The organism is Amycolatopsis xylanica, assembly GCF_900107045.1.
Taxonomy (GTDB): Bacteria; Actinomycetota; Actinomycetes; order Mycobacteriales; family Pseudonocardiaceae; genus Amycolatopsis; species Amycolatopsis xylanica.
This window is the reverse complement of sequence record NZ_FNON01000004.1, coordinates 694,929-714,081: the sequence shown is the minus strand read 5'-3', so window position 1 is coordinate 714,081 and position 19,153 is coordinate 694,929. Positions and strand designations below refer to the sequence as shown.

Sequence of the window (19,153 nt, the reverse complement as noted above, 5' to 3'; positions counted from 1 at the left end):
CACGTTCAGTGGTCGGCACTTTGCCAGATGCCCCACTATCCGGGAAGTGCTTGACCGGCCGTCATTTACCCCGGTCGTGGCGGAGGCTGGCCGCGTCGCGGCGCAGCCGGTCCGCGCGTTCGGTGATGGCGGTCACCTGGTCGGCCAGCGCGCCGTGCCGCTCGGTCAGATGCGGTTGCGCGTCGTTCAGCGGGGCGAGCAACGCGGCGGCGTCGTCATCGCCGAGCGCGGCGCCGAGCCGGTCGGCGCTGCGCTGGGCCGCCGTGCCCAGCCCGCCGAGCGCGCTGACCTGACCGGCGAGTTTCCGCAGCGTCGCCGAGTTCTCGCGCGCCCACGCCGCCACCGCGCGGTCCCCCGCGCGCTTGTCGCGCTGCGCGTCGACCCGCGCCTCGCCGGTGGTCTCACCGGTGACGGAAGGCTGCAGCCGCAAATACCGGCGTTCGGCGGCTTGGCGGCTCGCCACCCCGAGTGCCGGTGCCAGCGCCGCCCAGCTCGTGCCGCTGGTGCGGGCGGCGGTGATCAGCTCCGGCTCCCAGGTCGCCAGCTCATCGCGCAGCAGGCGCAAGGTGGTCAGCGCCCAGAGCAGCTGTTCGGCGTCCGCTTCGCCGGCTCGCACGCTCTGGATCTCAGTCAGTGCTTCGAGTGGATCCATGATTGTCATCCTTTTGACGACTTCCTACTTGTCATCGTTTGGATGACATGTTAGAACAGTAGTGCGTGTTGACACCAGACCGGACAACAGGAGGTGGAACCCGATGTTGATGCGCACCGACCCGTTCCGCGACTTCGACCGCTTCGCCCAGCAGGTCTTCGGCTCCACGGGCACCTGGTCGAAGCCCGCCGTCATGCCGATGGACGCCTACCGCGCCGGCGACGAGTTCGTGGTCTGCTTCGATCTCCCTGGCGTGGACCCGTCGGCCATCGAGCTCGACGTCGAACGCAACGTCCTCACCGTGAAGGCCGAACGCCGGCCGCTGCCGAGCGGTGACGACGTGCAGATGCAGGTCTCCGAGCGGCCGCTGGGCGTGTTCTCCCGCCAGCTCTTCCTCGGTGACACCCTCGACACCGAGCACATCGACGCCGCCTACGACGCGGGTGTGCTGACGCTGCGCATTCCGATCGCGGAGAAGGCGAAGCCGCGCCGCATCGCCATTTCGCAGGCCGAAGAGCGCAAGGAGATCAAGGCGTGAGTGCTCGGGTGGCCGCGCCCGCCGGTGCGGCCACCCGGCCTTCGCTCTGTCCCCCGCGCACGGAAAGCGATCTGCACCAGTGACCCACTCGATCGACCTGAGCCTCGATGATCCCGTTGTCTCCCTGGGACTACGCGAGTATCTGAGCGCGGTCGCGGCCAGGCTGGGTGTCGGACTGGAGTCCTGCACCATCGACTGCGACCTGCCGCGCTCGGCCTATCTCGCGCTCGACTGGCGGCTCGACCGGTTTCCCGGCCGCGACCTGGCCCTGCTCTGGGATGAGCGGCACGGCTGGGCCGCCGCCATCGAAACCCATTCCGGCGAAGACCTCATCGTGCTGAGCTACCTCGGCGGCGAGTCCGTGGTGCCCGCACCGGACGAGGTCGCCCGGTTCGTCGCCGCGTTGCGCGCCGACGACCACACCGCGGGCCGCCCTGACCCGCCCGCCATCCGCGAAGCGGGCCCCGGCCTCGCCGAGGAACTCCGTGTTTGGTCGTGAGTGGTACGGCCGGTTCTAACCGGCAATACCACTCACGACTCACTCAAGCCGTTGTCGCCAAAGCGAAAGGCAGCACCGCGGGCGCACCGGCCTGCCGCAGCAGGCGCGCGCCGAGCGTCATCGTCCACCCGGTGTCGATGAAGTCGTCCACCAGCAGCACCGGCCCGTCGAGAGAGGCGACCCGCGCGGCCACGTCCGCGGGCAGGCTCAGCCGCCGCCACAGGTCCGCCAGCCGCTGCGCGCTGTTCGCCTGCCGCGGCGGCGGGCCGTCGGCGGCGAGCGTGCCGAGGTACTCCAGCCTGCCGATGGCCGAAAGCCGTAGCGCCAGGTCGTCGCCGAGTGTCGGCCGGGTGACCGACGGGATCCCGACCACGGCCACCGGCCGCTGCTCCCACTTCCACGACGCAAGCACCGCGACGCAGGCGTCGAACACCGAATCCGGCACCTCGCCGTCGCCTGCCGAGGGCCCGACCAGCTCGCGCAGCCGCGTGCCCCAGCCGACGTCGGTCAACCGGCCCAGCGCCCGTCCCGGCGCGGCCTGATCACCGGCCGGGATCTTGCCGGACAACGGAACGCCGAGCCCGGACATTCCCGTCGGCCACATCTTGCGCGGGTCGGCATCCACGCCCGGTCGCTGCAGCCGCTGCTCGGTCGAGCGCACCGACTCGGCGGAAACCGTTGCCTGCCAATACTCTCCGGTGCAGTTGTCGCATCGGCCGCAGGGCGCGGCCTCGGGGTCGTCGAGCTGACGGCGCAGGAACTCCATCCGGCAGCCGGGGGTCTGCTGGTAGTCCAGCATCGCCTGCTGCTCGGCGTTCCTGGCGACGGCGACGCGCTCATACCGTTCCGCCTCGTAATTCCACGGCTGACCCGTGCTCTCCCAGCCGCCCTTGACGCGGCGCACGGCACCGTCGACGTCAAGCACCTTGAGCACCATTTCCAGCCGTGACCGGGAAAGTTCGACCATCGGCTCCAGCGCGGCCGTCGACAGTGGACGGTCGGCGCCGGCCAGCGCGGTGAGCACCTGCGTGACCCTGGCCTCGCTGGGGAAGGCGAGCGAGCCGAAGTAGGCCCAGATCTCCCGGTCTTCGCTGCCGGGCAACAGGATCACCTCGGCGCGCTGCACACCACGGCCCGCACGGCCGACCTGCTGGTAGTACGCGATGGGGGAGGACGGCGCGCCGAGGTGCACGACGAAACCCAGGTCCGGCTTGTCGAAACCCATGCCCAGCGCGGAAGTCGCGACCAAGGCCTTGACCCGGTTGGCCAGCAGGTCGTCCTCGGCGGCCGCGCGGTCGGCGGGCTCGGTCTTCCCGGTGTACGCGGCGACGGTGTAGCCGCGGTCGGCCAGCAGGCTCGCGACGTCGTGCGCCGCCGCGACGGTCAGCGTGTAGATGATCCCGGAGCCGGGCAGCTCGTCGAGATGTTCGGCGAGCCACGCCAGCCGTGCCTGCGCGGTCGGCAGCGCGCAGACGGCCAGCCGCAGGCTTTCGCGGTCGAGCGGTCCACGCAGGACGAGCGTGTCCGTGCCGGTGCCGATCCCGAGCTGATCGGAGACGTCGGTGACCACCCGGTCGTTGGCCGTCGCGGTGGTGGCGAGCACCGGCACGCCCTCGGGCAGATCGGTGAGCAGCGTGCGCAGGCGCCGGTAGTCCGGCCGGAAGTCGTGGCCCCAGTCGGAGATGCAGTGCGCCTCGTCGACGACCAGCAGCCCGGCGGTGGCGGTCAGCTTCGGCAGCACGGTGTCGCGGAAATCGGGATTGTTGAGCCGTTCCGGGCTCACCAGCAGCACGTCGACCTCGCCGCCCGCGATGAGCGCCTGCACGGTGTCCCACTCCTGCACGTTGGCGGAGTTCATCGTGGTCGCGTGGATCCCGGCGCGCGCGGCGGCCGCGATCTGGTTGCGCATCAGCGCGAGCAGCGGCGAGATGATCACCGTCGGCCCGGCGCCCTGCTCACGCAGCAGCGCGGTCGCGAGGAAGTACACCGCCGACTTGCCCCAGCCGGTCCGCTGCACCACGAGCGCGCGCCGCCGGTGCGCGACGAGCGCCTCGATGGCGGTCCACTGGTCTTCGCGCAGCGTCGCCGACTCGCCTGCCAAAGCCTGCAGGAGAGTCTCGGCCCGCTCGCGGAGTGCGTTGGTGTCCACACTGCAGGCTTACCCCATGGGTCCGACAGTTCCTATTCGGGGCATGCCTGTGACCCAGATCACAATCTCGCGGAACGTCATAGAACCGGGCGGCGGCACTCTCCCTCACGTGTAGGCCCCGCAAGGGTGATTGCACCCGACGGTTCCCCCAGGCCGCCGGTCGAGCGCGGTGCGTGGGGAAGCCTTTACCGGGGAGCGGGGAGGCCACACCACGCACCGCGTTTCCGGCTCGGACCGCTTCGCGCCCGCCACCGCGGTCATTTAGGCTGCGCTCTCATGTCACCACGGCGGATCGGGGTCATGGGCGGCACTTTCGACCCCGTGCACCACGGCCACCTGGTCGCGGCCAGTGAGGTTCAGTCGCGCTTCGGCCTCGACGAGGTGATCTTCGTCCCCACCGGCCAGCCGTGGCAGAAGAGCGATCGCGTCGTCACCAAGGCCGAGGACCGCTATCTGATGACGGTCATCGCGACCGCGTCCAACCCCGTCTTCTCGGTCAGCCGGGTCGACATCGACCGCGGCGGCCAGACCTTCACGGTCGACACCCTGCGCGATCTGCACGCCGAGTATCCCGAAGACCAGCTCTTCTTCATCACCGGCGCCGACGCCCTCGAACAGATCCTGACCTGGCGAAACGCCGACGAGCTCTTCGACTTCGCGCATTTCATCGGCGTCACCAGGCCTGGCTACCGGCTCAACTCGCACCATCTGCCCAGCGGCAAGGTGAGCCTGATCGAGGTCACCGCGATGGCGATCTCGTCGACGGCCTGCCGCAAACGCGTCGAGAAGGGCGAGCCGGTCTGGTACCTCGTTCCCGACGGTGTCGTGCGCTACATCGACAAGCGCCGCCTCTATCGCGCCGACCAGTAGCTTTCGGGCTCGTCGGACCGGCCCGGTACCCTCAGCGGGCATATCCGAATACCCGAGGGAGCACTGTGGTAGCCACGTCCGAGGCACGAAAGCTGGCCATAGCGGCCGCCCACGCGGCGGCGGACAAGAAGGCCAGCGACGTCGTCGTGCTGGATGTGTCCGACCAGCTCGTCATCACCGACGCCTTCGTCATCGCCTCCGCGGCCAACGAACGCCAGGTCGGCTCGATCGTCGACAACGTCGAAGAGAAGCTCCGCATGGAGGGCCACAAGCCGGTCCGCCGGGAAGGCGCCCGCGAGGGCCGCTGGGTCCTGCTGGACTACGTCGACGTCGTCGTGCACGTCCAGCACCAGGAGGAGCGCTCGTTCTACGGCCTGGAGCGGCTGTGGAAGGACTGCCCCCAGATCGAGGTCGAAGGCCTGGAGATCGCACCCGCCGAGGAGGACGCGGCCGAGGGGCAAGGGGCGTAGTGACCGTGAAGCGCCTGGTGCTGTGGCGGCACGGCGAGACCGACTACAACGCCGCCGGCCGGATGCAGGGCCACCTGGACTCGGCGTTGACGCCGATCGGCTGGAACCAGGCGCGTTTCGCCGTGCCCGCGCTGGCGCGGTTTTCCCCCGACCTGGTCATCGCGTCCGACCTGCGTCGGGCCACCGACACCGCCACGGTGCTCACCGAGGGCATCGGTGTCCCGCTGCGCATCGACAAGCGGCTCCGCGAGACGCATCTCGGTGAGTGGCAAGGTCTTACCGGCGAACAGGTCGACGAGGCGTACCCGGGTGAGCGGCAGCGCTGGCGCCTGGATTCGACCTGGGCGCCGCCGGGCGGCGAGTCCAGAGTGGACGTCGCCAACCGCTCGCAGGAGGTCGTGCTCGACCTGCAGCGTGACGGCAGCGAGCCGGACGACACAGTGCTGCTCGCCACGCACGGCGGCTTGATCATCGCGCTGACCGCGCGGCTGCTCGGCCTGCCGATCGCGACCTGGCCGACGCTAGGCGGTATCGCGAACTGCCACTGGGTCGAGCTCGGCAGACGCGACGGGATCTGGCGGCTGCACGCCTACAACGCCGGGATGACCGGTTAACGACCGCAGGTCGCCCCGCCTGCTGGTCTTCGGCGACTCGCTCTGCTTCTACGGGCCCGACGGCGGACTCCCGGCCGACGACGCGCGGATCTGGCCCAACGTCATGGCCGAGGCGCTGGGCGGCAGCGCCGATCTGGTCGCAGGCCTCGGCTGGACGGCCCGCGACGCGTGGTGGTCGCTCACCGGCGACCCGCGTGTCTGGGCGGAGCTGCATCACGCCGACGCCGTCGTCTTCGCGGTGGGCAGTATGGACACGCTGCCGTCGCCGCTGCCGACCTATCTGCGGACGGGCCTGCGTTATCTGCGGCCCGACCCGCTTCGCCGGGTCGTCCGCAAGACCTATCTGGGTGCGCAACCCTGGCTTGCCCGGCTGACGCGGGGGAGACCCGCGGTGTTGCCCGCGAAGCTGACCGTTCACTATCTCGACACGGCCGTCGGCGCGTTGCGCGTGCTGAGGCCGACATTGCCGATCATCGGCATGCTGCCCAGCGTCCACCGCGCCGCCTCCTACGGCCGCGTGCACACGGCCAGGGCGGGGGCCACCGCGGCGATGACCGCGTGGTCGCGGAAGGCGGGCGTGCCGATGCTCGAGCTGGCTTCGGTGGTCGGCGAGCACGTGCTGAGCGGGCGCGGCAATCCCGACGGCATGCACTGGGGCTGGGAAGGCCACACCGACGTCGGCCATGCCATGGCCGACCTGATCAAGCCATTGCTGCCCTCGGCACCGTAGGCTGACCGCGTGCCGGTCGCCGTTGTCACGGATTCCACAGCCCACCTGCCGGAGGGCTTCGCAGACCGGCATTCGATACGGGTCGTCCCGCTGCATGTCCTCATCGACGGCGTCACCGCGCTCGACGGCGTCGAAGTCGGCCCCGTGGCGCTCGCCGAGGCGCTCGGCACCCGCAAGATCGTCACCACGTCACGGCCGACTCCCGGTGAGTTCGTGGCCGTTTTCCGGCAGGCGCTCGCGGACGGCGCGGACGCGGTCGTCTCGGTGCATCTCTCGCGTGAGCTGTCCGGCACCTGGGAAGCCGCCGTGCTGGCCGCCCAGGAGGTCGGGCCCGACCGGGTGCGCATCGTCGACTCCCGCACCACCGCGATGGGCCTGGGTTTCGCCACCCTCCACGCCGCGAACGCCGCCGCCGACGGCGCGTCACCGGCCGAGGTGGAAGCCGCCGCGGTCGCGGCGGCCCGGTGCTCGGAAACCCTGTTCGTGGTGGAGACGCTCGAACATCTCCGGCGAGGCGGGCGGATCGGCCCGGCGGCCGCGTTGCTGGGCACCGCGCTGGCCGTCAAACCGGTGCTGCACATGGCGGAGGGCCGCATCCTGCCGCTGGAGAAGGTCCGCACGATGAACCGCGCGATCGCCAGGCTGGTGGAACTGGCGGTCAACGCCGCGGGTTCGGACGACGTCGAACTCGCCGTGCACCATCTCGCTTCCCCCGAGCGGGCCGTGGAACTGGCGAACCGCCTCGAGGAACGGATCCCGCGTTCCGGCGGCTGCGTGGTTTCCGAACTCGGCGCGGTCATCGGCGCCCACACCGGCCCCGGCGTCTTGGGCGTTGTCGTCCAGCGCATGACCAAAACCCTTTAGCCACAACGCTTTCTGCCGTCGCTGACCGGTGCTCCCGCTCGTATAGCACACCACCCCGACAAAAACCCCCGCCAGCGCCCCGCCCCTCCCCGACTTGTCCACATCCACCCACTTATCCACAGCGCCCGCCCTCCTCACTGGCCCCGCCCACCCCAAGCCCCCTAACGTCGATCGTGTGTTCGACCGATCCGCCCGTGAACCGGGCTCACCCCAGTTGGTCCAGCTGGCCGCACAGGCCTCGTCGCGAGCCGAGGCCGCGGACCAGGAAACCCGAATCCACCCCGCTCGCGGGACACCCGCTGGCAGGCTGATCGAGCGATGGCTGCCCGCTTCGGTGGCCGGTGCGCCCGGCTCCGTCCGCCGTCGCCGGCTCGCGGTCGCCGCCGCGCTCGCCGGTGTGGTGAGCGTCGTGCTCACCAGTGTCGTGCTGCTCGGTGATCCCGAGCCGCACGAGAGCCCGCCCGCGTTGCCGTCCGCGAGCCCGGTCGCCGCGAAGGCCGTGGTGGCCCCGCCGCCGGAGCTGGTGGTCAGCGTCGTCGGCAAGGTGGCCAATCCCGGACTGGTCACGGTGCCCGCGGGAGCCCGCGTCGCCGACGCGGTCGCCAAGGCGGGCGGTCCCTCGCCCGGCGTCGACCTCGCCGGGCTCAACCTGGCGCGCAAGCTCGCCGACGGCGAGCAGATAGCGGTCGGCGTCCCGGTGCCCGCCGGCGCCGCCCCCTCGGACGGCACGCCGTCCAAGGTCGATCTCAACACCGCCACGGCCGAGCAGCTGGACACCTTGCCCGGCGTCGGCCCGGTGATGGCTAAGCGCATTCTCGAGTGGCGCACGAAGCACGGCCGGTTCACCTCGGTCGAGCAACTGCGCGACGTGGATGGCATAGGAGAAGGGAAATTCTCGAAGCTGCGTGACCAGGTGGGTGTGTCATGAAACCTCCGAAGCTCGGGACCAAGCCCGAACCGGCGGACACCCATCACGACCTCAGGCTGGTTCCGGCGGCGATCTCGATCTGGCTGGGCACCCTCGCCTGCGCGATGTTCGGCTGGTGGATGGCGCTGGTCTGCGGCGCGCTCTCCGCACTGACCGCGATCGTGGTCATCGTCAGGTTCCGGGGCCGTGATCCGACCTTCTTCGCCATGGGCGCGGCCCTGCTCGTGTGCGGGCTCGTGATGGCCTGCCCGCTCGCCATCCGGCTGCTCCGCGCGGAGCAGGACGCGGTCCGCCCGCTCGCGGCCCGTGGTGACACGGCGGTGGTCAGGGTGGCACTGACCGACCGTCCGCGCCCGATCCGTGGCGCGGGGTTCGCGGGCATGCAGGCGGGCGTCCGGTCGGTGCTGCTGGCGGCGGAGCTCGAGCGGGTCGAGGTCGCCGGGCGCCCGGTGGCCTCGACCGGGCGGGTGCTGCTGATCGCGCCGGTCGCGGGCTGGCTGGAACTGCTGCCCGGCCAGCGCGTGACCACCACCGGTGTGCTCGCGCCGCCGACCCAGGGCGCCTCGCTCACGGTCGCCGTGGTGTCGGTGCGCGGGCCGCCGGTGGAGGTGAGCGGCGCGCCTTGGTGGCAGCGGGTGGCCGAGACGATGCGAGCCGGGCTGAGAAAGGCATGCCAAGGCCTGTCAGAGGAGGCCGCCGGTCTGCTGCCGGGGCTCGCGGTCGGCGACACGAGCGCGCTGTCGCCGCGGGTGGAACGCGAGTTCCTCACCGCGGGGATGACGCACTTGACCGCCGTCAGCGGGAGCAACGTCGCCATCGTCTGCGGTGCGATTCTGGTGCTGCTGCGGGTTTTCCGGCTCGGGCCACGGTTCTCCGCCGTGGCGGCGGGTGCGGCGCTGGCCGGGTTCGTGGTGCTCGCCGGGCCGGACCCGAGTGTGCTGCGGGCCGGGGTGATGGGCGGGATAGGCCTGCTCGCGCTGGCGCTCGGCCGGTCGGGCTCGGTGCTGTCGGCGTTGTCGGTCGCCGTGTGCGGGCTCCTGGTCTACGACCCGGCCATGGCCGTGAACCTCGGGTTCGCGCTGTCGGTGCTGGCCACGGCCGGGCTGGTGCTGCTGGCGCCACGCTGGGCCGAGACGCTGACCAGGCGCGGCGTGCCCGCCGGGATCGCGGCCGGGCTGATGGTGCCGCTCGCCGCCTTCGTCGTGACGGCGCCGGTGCTGGCCGGGATGGCGGGCAGGCTCAGCCTGGTGTCGGTGGTGGCCAACGTGGTCGCGGCGCCGGTGGTCGCGCCCGCGACGGTGCTCACCGTGTTCGCGACGGTCGTGGCGACCTGCTGGCCCGGTGCGGCGCACGTGCTGGTCATGCTGGCCGAGCCGGAGACGAACTGGCTGATCGCCGTCGCGAGGCACGCGGCCCGCGCGCCCGGCGCGGTCGTCCCGTGGCCTGGCGGCTGGGCGGGCGGCGTGCTCGCGGTGGTGGTACTGGTGGCGATCTGGCTGGTGCTGCGGCGCCGCAAGTCACGGATCGCGCTGGCGGTGCTCTTGACCGTGGTGCTGCTGGTGTTCGTGCCACCACGACTGGTCGCGCCGTCGTGGCCGCCGGGGAACTGGGCGATGGTCACCTGCGATGTCGGGCAGGGAGACGCGGTCGTGCTGGCGACGGACGAGCCCGGCCGCGCGGTGCTGATCGACACCGGCCCGGAGCCGGGACCGGTCGACGAATGCCTGAAAAGGCTTGGTGTGGAAAGGATTCCGCTCGTGATCATCAGTCATCTGCACGCTGACCACATCGGCGGGCTCACGTCGGTCTTCGACGGCCGCTCGGTCGGCGCGGTCGCCGTCGGACCGGGCCGCGCACCGGGCTGGGCCTGGCGCCAGGTCGAAGAAACCACGCGACGGCACGGGATTCCGCTCGCCGAGCTCACCATCGGCCAACGCCTGGAGTGGCCGGAGCTCGCGATCGATGTGCTGGGCCCGCACTACGTCACCCAGCGCGGCGCCGATCAGCAGGACGGCACGGCGATCAACAACGCCTCGGTTGTGCTGCGAGCGCAAACGGCGGCGGGCAAGGTGCTTCTGACCGGCGATGTGGAACTCGCCGCCCAAGCCGACCTGCTGGAGGACGGTGACGCATTACGCGCCGATGTGCTGAAGGTCCCGCACCATGGCTCACGCTATTCGCTGCCGCAGTTCCTCGCGGCCGTCGCGCCCCGCGTCGCGATGGTCAGTGTGGGCGCGGGCAACCGATACGGCCATCCCGCGAAGTCCACTTTGGACACCCTGGCCGCGGTGGGCGCCTTGGTGACCAGGACCGACGCCGACGGGGACGTGGCCGTGCTCGCGGACCAGGGCGGCCCGGCGGTGTCGCGCCGCCGGGGCCCCGGTCCGTGAATCAGCGGTTCCGGAGCGCCTCGCGCACGGCGTCTGCGGACGGCGCCACGGTGGCCAGCGGGCCGATCTTGCCTTCGACGGCGTCGAGGGTCTTGAGGCCGTCGCCGGTGATGAGCAGCACGGTCTCGGCGTCCGGGTCCAGCTTGCCGGTCTCGATGAGCTTCTTCGCCGTGGCCACGGTGACGCCGCCCGCGGTCTCGGTGAAGATGCCCTCGGTGCGGGCGAGCAGGCGGATGCCCTCGACCACCTCTTCGTCGCTGACGTCCTCGATCGCGCCGCCGGTGCGGTTGACCACGTCGAGCACGTACGGGCCGTCGGCCGGGTTGCCGATGGCCAGCGAGCGGGCGATCGTGTCCGGCTTGACCGGCTGCACCGTGTCGTGGCCCGCGCGGAACGCGGCCGAGACGGGCGAGCAGCCGGTGGCCTGCGCGCCGAATACCTTGTACGGGCTCGCCTCGACCAGGCCGAGCTGCCCGAACTCACGGAAACCCTTGTCCACCTTGGTCAGCTGGGAGCCCGAGGCGATCGGCACCACGATCTGCTCGGGGATGCGCCAGCCCAGCTGCTCCGCGACCTCGAAAGCGAGCGTCTTGGAACCTTCCGAGTAGTACGGCCGCACGTTCACGTTGACGAACGCCCAGGTCTCGTTCTCGGCGGCCAGCTGGGTCGCCAGCCGATTGACGTCGTCGTAGTTGCCGTCGACCGCGATCAGCGCGCCGTCGTACACGGCGGTGGTGAGGATCTTGGCCTTTTCCAGCGTCTTCGGGATGAGCACGACCGAGTCCCAGCCCGCGCGGGCGGCGGCCGCCGCGACGGCGTTGGCCAGGTTCCCGGTCGACGGGCAACACAGCGTGGTGAACCCGAACTCGCGGGCGGCGGCCAGCGCCACCGCGACGACGCGGTCCTTGAAGGAGTGCGTCGGGTTGCCGGTGTCGTCCTTCACCCAGAGCTTGCGCACGCCCAATGCCTTGGCGAGGTTGCGGGCGTCGACCAGGCGGGTGCCGCCCGGCTCGGTGTTGGGGATCTCCTCGACGTTCGAGGGGACCGGGAGGAGGTTCTTGTAGCGCCAGATGTTCTTGGGTCCGGCTTCGATGTCCTCACGGCGGATCTTGCCGAAGTCGTAAGCGACCTCGAGCGGGGAGAAGTCCTCCGCGGAGACGAACTCGGGGGCGAGTGGCTGACGGTGACCCTCTTCCTTCGACACCAGCTCGACGGCCCGGCCCAGGTCCGGGGTGCGCTTGGTGGTGGAAGTCGTGCCGAGGGTTGCTGTCATCGCGAGGTCCTTCCTCATCTGCCCCGCCGAAGCGGGCCGGAATTGGCACCGTGATCGTCAGCTATCCCGCGAACGCGGAATGACAGGCTGTACGCCGGTTGCCGGGGCTTCGTCGGGCCGTTCCCTCTGCCCCTCTGGATGAGCGGTATTCGATTGTCGGCGTGCTGCGTCAGCACCGCCTCGGGTAACACCGTACGACATGGCGATCAGCTCGGGCTACCGGTACCCGCCCGGAGGAGCCGTCAGTGCGATGTCGGGGTCTAGTGGCAGGATCGTCACCGTGACCGCGTCAGCAGCCTCCCCGTCGCCGCTCCATCTCGTGCTCGGGGAGGAGGAACTGCTCATCGAGCGTGCCGTGAAGGCCACGCTCGAGGTCTCCCGCGCCGCCGACCCGACGGCCGACATCACCCGGATGCGCGTGTCCGAACTCACAGCGCCCGTGCTCGCCGAGATGGTCAGCCCCTCGCTCTTCAGCGAGGGCCGGGTCATCGTGCTGGAGCAGGCGCAGGACATCTCGCAGGAGATCTCGGACGCCGTGCTCGCCTACCTCAAGAACCCGGCCGAAGGCATCGTGCTCATCGTCGTGACCACCGGCGGCGGCCGCAGCAAGGCCGCCAAGGCACTGCCCGCCGCACTGCGCAAGGCGGGCGCGGTGATCACCGAGTGCCCGAAACTCACCAAGCCCGCCGAGCGGGAATCCTTCGTACGCAACGAAGTCCGCCTCGCCGGCGGCAAGATCGACGCGGCAGGTCTGGTCGCACTCATGGACGCGGTCGGTTCGGATCTGCGCGAGCTCTCGTCCGCGGCCTCCCAGCTCGTCGCCGACTCCGGCGGCAAGGTCGACGAGGCGGCGGTCCGCCGCTACCACCGCGGCCGCGCCGACGTCACCGGCTTCGCCGTCGCCGAAAAAGCGGTCTCCGGCGACCGCGCCGCGGCGCTCGAGTCCCTCCGCTGGGCCATGCAGCTCGGCGTGCCCCACGTCCTGGTCGCCGACGCCCTCGCCGACGCGGTCCGCACCATCGCCCGCGTCTCCGGCGCGGGCCGGGGCAACCCCAACCAGATGGCCGGCGAACTCGGCATGCCCCCCTGGAAGATCCGCAAGGCCCAAGGCCAAGCCCGAGGCTGGAACCAAGCAGGCCTAGCCGACGCCATGCGCATAGTCGCCCGCCTCAACGCCGACGTAAAAGGCGCCGCCGCCGACGCCAACTACGCCCTGGAACGCGCAGTCCTCCAAGTAGCCGCCGCCAAATCCGAGCCCTAACCCACCCACGCCCCCCTCGGGCCACCCCGCCCCCGAGTCCCACACCCCCGCACCTCGTGTCCCACACCCAGACACCCCGTGTCCCACCTCCAGGCACCGCATGCCCCACGCCCAGACACCGCGGTCCCACGTCCAGGCAAGCCGTGACCCACACCCACGCGCGCCGACTCCCCAGCCCTACCTGCTAACCGGCAGCCCGAGCGCCGCTCCCAGGCCCCCGCGCCGACTTCCCAGACCGCGTCGCGCCCCGCCGGGCACGCGTGCCGACCCGCTGGGGTGCGCGCCGACTCCTCAGGCCCGCGTCGCGACCCGTCTGGCACGCGTGCCGACCCGCTGGGGTGCGCGCCGACTCCTCAGGCCCGCGTCCCGACTCCCCGGGTACGCGCGCCGACTCTCCAGGCCCGCGTGTCGTCCGTCCAGGTACGCGCGTCGTCCATCTGCGTACGCGTGTCGTCCGTCCAGGTACGCGCGTCGTCCATCTGCGTACGCGTGTCGTCCAGCCAGGGACGTGTGTCGTCCGCCTGTGTACGCGTGTCGTCTATCCATGCACGCATGTCGTCTACCTGCGTACGCGTGTCGTTCGTCCAGGCGCGGGCCTGAGCCCGTCCCTCAAGCCTTGGGTACGAAAAACGCTAGGCCCCGCCGAACGAAACGGCGGGGCCCAGCGGAGAAAACTTCAGAAAACCAGTGCGTCAGAGCGAGTTGGCGCGCTTGGCGATCGCCGACTTCTTGTTCGCGGCCTGGTTGGCGTGCAGGACACCCTTGGTGACGGCCTTGTCGAGCTTCTTGGCGGCGTCACGCTGGGCCTCGATGGCCTTGTCCTTGTCACCGGCGTCGGCGGCCTCGCGGAACTTGCGGATCGCGGTCTTCACCGACGACTTGATCGCCTGGTTGCGCTGGCGGGCCTTCTCGTTGGTGGTGATGCGCTTGATCTGGGACTTGATGTTGGCCACGCGGGCGCTCCTCAATCATTTCCGGTGTTTTCGCCGCCGCGTCGTAGTGGCCCGGGGAACCCGGTTTCCTCCATGACGGAATGCCACACGGCAACGAGCGACCAGCCTAACAGGACGCCGAAAACCGCTTGCAACCTGGTCAGGCACCCCGCGTAGGGTGATCATCAGTGAACGGCACCGCGCTCGGCCTCGTCCTCGTCGCCGCACTGGTGCACGCGCTGTGGAACCTGGCCGCCAAACGGGTCGGTGACGGCGGCGCCGCGTTCGTCTTCCTCTATTACACCACCTCGGCCGTCGCCTTCCTTCCTGTCGCGATCTTCTTGCTGTGCACGGAATCCGAGCGTCCACAGTGGAGCTGGCTGGTCGCGTCGCTCGGCTCGGCCGTGTTGCACGTCGCGTACGGCATCGTCCTCCAGCGCGGCTATGACGCGGGCGACCTCTCCGTGGTCTATCCGCTGGCCAGGGGGACGGGACCGCTGGTGTCCGTGGTCGCCGCCGTCGTCTTCCTGCACGAACGGCCCGGCCTGGTCGGGCTGCTCGGCGCGCTGCTGGTGGTGGCGGGCGTGCTCGTGATCAGCACCGGGCGCACGGGGGAGCACCATGACCCGGCCGCGCGGCGCGCCGGCGTCTTCTACGGCCTGCTCACCGGCGTCGTCATCGCCGGTTACACGCTGTGGGACGCGCATTCGGTGAAGAACGTCGCGGTGCCGCCGATCATCTACTTCGTGCTCGGCTCGGTGCTGGAGAGCGTCCTCCTCGCCCCGTACGCGCTCAGGCGCCGGTCCGAAACCGTCCGTCTGTGGCGTGCGTATCGCAAGGAAGTGCTGGTCGTCGGCCTGCTCTCGCCTGTCGCCTACCTGCTGGTGCTCTACGCCATGCGGGTCGCGCCGGTGAGCCTCGTCGCACCCGCCCGCGAGCTCAGCATCGTGCTCGGCGGCCTGGCCGCGTGGCTGGTGCTGGGTGAGGCGAACGCCGTCCGCAGGCTGGCGGGCTCGGTGATCGTGCTGGCAGGCATCACCGCGATTGCGATCGCCTGAGCCGATCCGGTACTGATGAGCACATGGACGTGCTGAGCAGCCGGATACTGGTGCGGCCCAAGGACCACGAGGCTTCGCTCGCGTTCTATCGCGATACGCTGGGCCTGGCGATCTACTACGAGTTTCCCGGCGGCACCGTGTTCTTCCTCGGCCAGGGCTTCCTGGAGATCGTCGGCGGCGGGGACCGGGGCCCGAGCCCCGATGTGAACCTCTGGCTGCAGGTGCGCGATCTCGACGCGGCGCTGCGCGAGCTGGCGGCGAAAGGGCTCCAGCCGGACCGTGAGGCACGGGTCGAGCCGTGGGGCCTGTACGAGGCGTGGCTCTCCGACCCCGATGGCCACAAGATCTTCCTGGTGGAAATCCCCTCAGGGCATCCCTTGAGGACCGATCTTCGTTAGAGCGGCTTGCGAGCCCGAAGCTGGGCGGCGAGCGCGGCCCCGAAGCCCGGCGGCTCCCACGTCCACGTCTGCACGTCGACGAACCCAGCGGTCTCCAGCTCCTCGGCCAGCACGTGCCGCGACACCGGCAACCACTTCTCGTGCGTCGACAGCACCAGCCTGCCGCCCGGCTTGAGCACGCGGAACAGCTCGGCGATGCCGGCCGCCCGGTCCTCCCACAGGAGCACGTTGTTGACGCTCAGCACCACGTCGACGGACGAGTCGTCCTCGCCGGTGTCCTCCGCGGTGCCTTTCCGCAGCTCGACGGCGTCACCGCAGCGCTCGCGGCACAGGCCGAGCATCTCTTCGGACGGATCGACGCCGATCACGCGCCCGGCGCGCCCGGCCGCCGCCTCGAGCCCGACGCCGGGGCCAGGCCCGACGACGAGAACGCTTTCTTCGGGCGTGAGCTTGGCCACTTCGACGACGTGACGTTCGGTCGGGCCGTTGCCGTGGGTCATCAGCAGCGCGCCGATCCTGCCCAGCAGGCCACGGGGGTGTCCGAAGGCCCTGTCCAGCATTTCGGTCATGGAATCAGTCATATATCGAGGTCATCATGGACGCGACGGTCACGCATCGGGGATGACCCCCAATCGCACCCGGAGCGGCATGGGACCATAGAGGTGGCACACCCCGACCTTCGCGAGGAAACCCGTTGACGACGTTCGCCGACACGACCTTCACGCCCCCGGCTCAGATCCGGAACTTCTGCATCATCGCGCACATCGACCACGGCAAGTCGACCCTGGCCGATCGCATGCTGCAGCTCACCGGCGTGGTCGAAGCACGGGCCATGCGCGCGCAGTACCTCGACCGCATGGACATCGAGCGCGAGCGCGGCATCACGATCAAGGCGCAGAACGTCCGGCTGCCCTGGCAGGTCGAGGGCGAGGACTTCGTCCTCCACATGATCGACACCCCCGGCCACGTCGACTTCACCTACGAGGTCTCCCGCGCGCTCGAGGCGTGTGAAGGCGCGGTCCTGCTGGTCGACGCCGCGCAGGGGATCGAGGCGCAGACGCTCGCGAACCTGTACCTCGCGCTCGAGAACAACCTCACGATCATCCCGGTGCTGAACAAGATCGACCTGCCGTCCGCCGACCCGGACAAGTACGCGGCCGAGATCGCCCACATCATCGGCTGCGAGCCGGACGACGTGCTGCGCGTCTCGGCGAAGACCGGCGTCGGCGTCGGCGAGCTCCTCGACGCGGTCGTCAAGCAGGTCCCGGCCCCGCAGGGCGAAGCCGACGCGCCCGCCCGCGCGATGATCTTCGACTCGGTCTACGACACCTACCGCGGTGTCGTCACCTACATCAGGGTCGTCGACGGCAAGATCACCCCGCGCGAGCGCATCAAGATGATGTCCACCGGCGCCACGCACGAGCTGCTGGAAGTCGGCATCATCTCGCCGGAACCCAAGCCCAGCAAGGGACTCGGCGTCGGCGAGGTCGGCTACCTGATCACCGGCGTGAAGGACGTCCGCCAGTCGAAGGTCGGTGACACGGTGACCTCGGAGCGCCACGGCGCGAAGGAGGCGCTCGCCGGCTACCGCGAGCCGAAGCCGATGGTCTACTCCGGGCTGTATCCGGTGGACGGCTCGGACTACCCCGAGCTGCGCGAGGCGCTCGACAAGCTCCAGCTGAACGACGCGGCGCTGACCTACGAGCCGGAAACCTCGGTGGCGCTGGGCTTCGGCTTCCGCTGTGGCTTCCTCGGCCTGCTGCACCTGGAGATCACCCGCGACCGTCTCGAGCGCGAGTTCGGGCTCGACCTCATCTCCACCGCGCCGAACGTGGTCTACCGCGTCGTGCTCGAAGACGGCAACGAGGTCATCGTGACCAACCCGTCCGACTGGCCGACCGGGCTCAAGATCTCCGAGGTGCACGAGCCGGTCTCCAAGGTGAGCATCCTGGCGCCGTCGGAGTTCGTCGGCACGATCATGGAGCTCTGCCAGACCAAGCGCGGCGTGCTGCTGGGCATGGACTACCTGTCCGAGGAGCGCGTCGAGCTGCGCTACAACCTGCCGCTCGCCGAGATCATCTTCGACTTCTTCGACACGCTGAAATCCCGCACCCGCGGCTACGCCTCGCTCGACTACGAAGAGGCTGGCGAGCAGATCGCCGATCTCGTCAAGGTCGACATCCTGCTGCAGGGCGAGACCGTCGACGCGTTCTCCGCGATCGTGCACAAGGACGCCGCGTACGGCTACGGCAACCGGATGGCCACACGCCTGCGTGAACTCATCCCGCGCCAGCAGTTCGAGGTGCCGATCCAGGCGGCCATCGGCTCGCGCATCATCGCCAGGGAAACGATCCGCGCGATCCGCAAGGACGTGCTCGCGAAGTGCTACGGCGGTGACATCTCGCGTAAGCGCAAGCTGCTGGAAAAGCAGAAGGAAGGCAAGAAGCGGATGAAAACCGTTGGGCGCGTTGAGGTTCCGCAGGAGGCCTTCGTCGCTGCACTGTCCACTGAGGAGCCCAAGGGCAAGAAGTAGGCTTCTTCGCAAAAAGGTCCCCCGATCACTCTTTCGGGGGACCTTTTTCGTGCTCGCTCGAATCCGGCCTTTTTCTGTCGGTCCCCTCTGGTGTGCTGGGGGCACGGCAACGGAAGGACAGAGACAATGAGAACGAACATTCCTTTGACAGAGCACGACCTCGAAGCGATACCGCCGGATGGACGCCGCTACCTTGCCCGCCACGCCGATTTTGGTCGTCGAGGTGTTGTCGCCGAGCACCGCGTTGATCGACTGGAACCTGAAGAAGAGCGCTATGAGCGCGTGGCCAAAACCGTCGGTGATGAACCGTTCGAAGCGGGCAAGCCGTTCCCGGCCCGGGTCGTGCTGAATGAATTGCTCGGGAGGCTGGCCGGTCGCTGATCTTCCACAATCTGGGCACGTTTGCGGTCATGCGCATATCGCAGTGCACTCAGTGACGTCCACCTGGCCGAATATCAGGGATGTGTGCGCGATGTCCGTCACCGACGAGCTACTAGCCAACAACGCCCGCTACACCGAGTCCTTCACCGGCCCGCTGCCCCTGCCGCCGTCCAAGCATGTCGCGGTCGTCGCGTGCATGGACGCCAGGATCAACGTCTACGGCGTGCTCGGCCTCAACGAGGGTGAGGCGCACGTGATCCGTAATGCCGGTGGGGTGGTGACCGAGGACGAGGTCCGGTCGCTCGCGATCAGCCAGCGATTGCTGGGCACCGAGGAGATCATCCTCATCCACCACACCGACTGCGGCATGCTCACCTTCACCGACGACGAGTTCAAGAAGTCCATCCAGGAAGACGTCGGCGTCAAGCCGTCCTGGGCCGCGGAGGCGTTCTCCGACCTGGAGACCGACGTCCGGCAGTCCATCGCCCGCATCAAGAACAGCCCGTTCGTGCCGAAGAAGGACCACATCCGCGGCTTCGTCTTCGACGTCGCGACGGGCAAGCTCAACGAAGTCGTCTAAGGGGTCGTGCGCGTTGCGGCCGGTGAGCCCGTC

The 19,153-nt window shown here is 69.8% G+C and carries 20 protein-coding genes and 1 riboswitch; of the genes, 15 read left to right on the top strand and 5 right to left on the bottom strand.

Annotation, left to right across the window (positions count from 1 at the left end; translation table 11 throughout):
* Positions 1-61: 61 nt before the first annotated feature.
* Entirely contained in the window at positions 62-661 is a 600-nt protein-coding gene (locus tag BLV57_RS22215) for an HSP18 transcriptional regulator (RefSeq protein WP_091291658.1), read from the bottom strand.
* A gap of 94 nt (positions 662-755) precedes the next feature.
* On the opposite strand from BLV57_RS22215, the gene BLV57_RS22210 reads away from it, so the two are divergent.
* Positions 756-1,190, top strand: coding sequence for an Hsp20/alpha crystallin family protein (locus tag BLV57_RS22210; protein ID WP_091291656.1), 435 nt, complete (start codon positions 756-758; stop codon positions 1,188-1,190).
* A 79-nt stretch (positions 1,191-1,269) separates the two neighbouring features.
* The gene (locus BLV57_RS22205; protein WP_245757452.1) at positions 1,270-1,689 is read left to right on the top strand and encodes a DUF6292 family protein; all 420 of its coding nucleotides are present in this window, start codon (positions 1,270-1,272) and stop codon (positions 1,687-1,689) included.
* Positions 1,690-1,732: 43 nt separating this feature from the next.
* Here the strand turns inward: BLV57_RS22205 and BLV57_RS22200 are convergent, their stop codons facing one another.
* Complete coding sequence (locus BLV57_RS22200) at positions 1,733-3,838, bottom strand: RecQ family ATP-dependent DNA helicase (protein ID WP_091291653.1); 2,106 nt, start codon at positions 3,836-3,838, stop codon at positions 1,733-1,735.
* 276 nt (positions 3,839-4,114) lie between these two features.
* Here BLV57_RS22200 and nadD point away from each other — a divergent pair, with 276 nt between their 5' ends.
* The 7 genes from nadD (at position 4,115) to BLV57_RS22165 (ending at position 10,704) form a co-directional block, all read left to right on the top strand.
* Positions 4,115-4,708, top strand: coding sequence for a nicotinate-nucleotide adenylyltransferase (gene nadD, locus BLV57_RS22195; protein ID WP_091291651.1), 594 nt, complete (start codon positions 4,115-4,117; stop codon positions 4,706-4,708).
* 65 nt (positions 4,709-4,773) lie between these two features.
* Entirely contained in the window at positions 4,774-5,178 is a 405-nt protein-coding gene (gene rsfS, locus BLV57_RS22190) for a ribosome silencing factor (protein WP_091291649.1), read from the top strand.
* Positions 5,178-5,792 carry a histidine phosphatase family protein gene (locus BLV57_RS22185; RefSeq protein WP_091291647.1) on the top strand — a complete coding sequence of 205 codons (615 nt, stop codon included), beginning with the start codon at positions 5,178-5,180 and terminating at the stop codon, positions 5,790-5,792. The genes rsfS and BLV57_RS22185 overlap by 1 nt, the downstream gene beginning before the upstream one ends.
* A gap of 19 nt (positions 5,793-5,811) precedes the next feature.
* The gene (gene octT / locus BLV57_RS22180; RefSeq protein ID WP_091291645.1) at positions 5,812-6,522 is read left to right on the top strand and encodes a diglucosylglycerate octanoyltransferase; all 711 of its coding nucleotides are present in this window, start codon (positions 5,812-5,814) and stop codon (positions 6,520-6,522) included.
* A gap of 9 nt (positions 6,523-6,531) precedes the next feature.
* The gene (locus BLV57_RS22175; protein WP_091291644.1) at positions 6,532-7,386 is read left to right on the top strand and encodes a DegV family protein; all 855 of its coding nucleotides are present in this window, start codon (positions 6,532-6,534) and stop codon (positions 7,384-7,386) included.
* 175 nt (positions 7,387-7,561) lie between these two features.
* A complete protein-coding gene (locus tag BLV57_RS22170; protein WP_091291642.1) occupies positions 7,562-8,314 on the top strand; it encodes a ComEA family DNA-binding protein in 753 nt (250 codons plus the stop codon).
* Positions 8,311-10,704 (top strand): ComEC/Rec2 family competence protein, encoded by a 2,394-nt coding sequence (locus tag BLV57_RS22165; protein ID WP_091291641.1) that lies wholly within the window; start codon positions 8,311-8,313, stop codon positions 10,702-10,704. The genes BLV57_RS22170 and BLV57_RS22165 overlap by 4 nt, the downstream gene beginning before the upstream one ends.
* A 1-nt stretch (position 10,705) precedes the next feature.
* Here BLV57_RS22165 and thrC read toward each other — a convergent pair whose 3' ends face one another.
* Positions 10,706-11,977: a threonine synthase gene (gene thrC / locus BLV57_RS22160; protein WP_091291995.1), complete on the bottom strand. Its 1,272-nt coding sequence runs from the start codon at positions 11,975-11,977 to the stop codon at positions 10,706-10,708.
* Between the two features lie 11 nt (positions 11,978-11,988).
* Positions 11,989-12,122, bottom strand: a riboswitch (SAM riboswitch).
* Positions 12,123-12,257: 135 nt separating this feature from the next.
* Between thrC and holA the strand changes: the two genes are divergently transcribed.
* The gene (gene holA, locus BLV57_RS22155) at positions 12,258-13,238 is read left to right on the top strand and encodes a DNA polymerase III subunit delta (protein WP_091291639.1); all 981 of its coding nucleotides are present in this window, start codon (positions 12,258-12,260) and stop codon (positions 13,236-13,238) included.
* A 692-nt stretch (positions 13,239-13,930) separates the two neighbouring features.
* On the opposite strand, the gene rpsT is transcribed toward holA, so the two are convergent.
* Positions 13,931-14,191, bottom strand: a complete 261-nt coding sequence (gene rpsT, locus BLV57_RS22145; RefSeq protein WP_091291636.1) for a 30S ribosomal protein S20 — start codon at positions 14,189-14,191, stop codon at positions 13,931-13,933.
* 167 nt (positions 14,192-14,358) lie between these two features.
* On the opposite strand from rpsT, the gene BLV57_RS22140 reads away from it, so the two are divergent.
* Positions 14,359-15,228: a DMT family transporter gene (locus tag BLV57_RS22140; protein WP_091291634.1), complete on the top strand. Its 870-nt coding sequence runs from the start codon at positions 14,359-14,361 to the stop codon at positions 15,226-15,228.
* 23 nt (positions 15,229-15,251) lie between these two features.
* The gene (locus tag BLV57_RS22135; RefSeq protein WP_091291632.1) at positions 15,252-15,626 is read left to right on the top strand and encodes a VOC family protein; all 375 of its coding nucleotides are present in this window, start codon (positions 15,252-15,254) and stop codon (positions 15,624-15,626) included.
* On the opposite strand, the gene BLV57_RS22130 is transcribed toward BLV57_RS22135, so the two are convergent.
* Positions 15,623-16,195, bottom strand: coding sequence for a class I SAM-dependent methyltransferase (locus BLV57_RS22130; protein WP_245757450.1), 573 nt, complete (start codon positions 16,193-16,195; stop codon positions 15,623-15,625). The genes BLV57_RS22135 and BLV57_RS22130 overlap by 4 nt on opposite strands.
* Before the next feature lie 125 nt (positions 16,196-16,320).
* Here BLV57_RS22130 and lepA point away from each other — a divergent pair, with 125 nt between their 5' ends.
* The 3 genes from lepA (at position 16,321) to BLV57_RS22120 (ending at position 19,120) form a co-directional block, all read left to right on the top strand.
* The gene (gene lepA, locus BLV57_RS22125; RefSeq protein ID WP_091291629.1) at positions 16,321-18,159 is read left to right on the top strand and encodes a translation elongation factor 4; all 1,839 of its coding nucleotides are present in this window, start codon (positions 16,321-16,323) and stop codon (positions 18,157-18,159) included.
* A gap of 126 nt (positions 18,160-18,285) precedes the next feature.
* Entirely contained in the window at positions 18,286-18,540 is a 255-nt protein-coding gene (locus BLV57_RS42910) for a hypothetical protein (protein ID WP_143047118.1), read from the top strand.
* 91 nt (positions 18,541-18,631) lie between these two features.
* Complete coding sequence (locus tag BLV57_RS22120) at positions 18,632-19,120, top strand: beta-class carbonic anhydrase (protein ID WP_091291628.1); 489 nt, start codon at positions 18,632-18,634, stop codon at positions 19,118-19,120.
* Positions 19,121-19,153 lie beyond the last annotated feature (33 nt).

What these genes read in the sequence shown, in the direction of transcription:
- BLV57_RS22215 (WP_091291658.1), bottom strand. Translation starts at nt 661, where the DNA reads ATGACAATCATGGATCCACTCGAAGCACTGACTGAGATCCAGAGCGTG.
- BLV57_RS22210 (WP_091291656.1), top strand. Translation starts at nt 756, where the DNA reads ATGTTGATGCGCACCGACCCGTTCCGCGACTTCGACCGCTTCGCCCAG.
- nadD (WP_091291651.1), top strand. Translation starts at nt 4,115, where the DNA reads ATGTCACCACGGCGGATCGGGGTCATGGGCGGCACTTTCGACCCCGTG.
- BLV57_RS22165 (WP_091291641.1), top strand. Translation starts at nt 8,311, where the DNA reads ATGAAACCTCCGAAGCTCGGGACCAAGCCCGAACCGGCGGACACCCAT.
- thrC (WP_091291995.1), bottom strand. Translation starts at nt 11,977, where the DNA reads ATGACAGCAACCCTCGGCACGACTTCCACCACCAAGCGCACCCCGGAC.
- BLV57_RS22135 (WP_091291632.1), top strand. Translation starts at nt 15,252, where the DNA reads ATGGACGTGCTGAGCAGCCGGATACTGGTGCGGCCCAAGGACCACGAG.
- BLV57_RS22130 (WP_245757450.1), bottom strand. Translation starts at nt 16,195, where the DNA reads ATGACCGAAATGCTGGACAGGGCCTTCGGACACCCCCGTGGCCTGCTG.
- BLV57_RS42910 (WP_143047118.1), top strand. Translation starts at nt 18,286, where the DNA reads ATGAGAACGAACATTCCTTTGACAGAGCACGACCTCGAAGCGATACCG.
- BLV57_RS22120 (WP_091291628.1), top strand. Translation starts at nt 18,632, where the DNA reads ATGTCCGTCACCGACGAGCTACTAGCCAACAACGCCCGCTACACCGAG.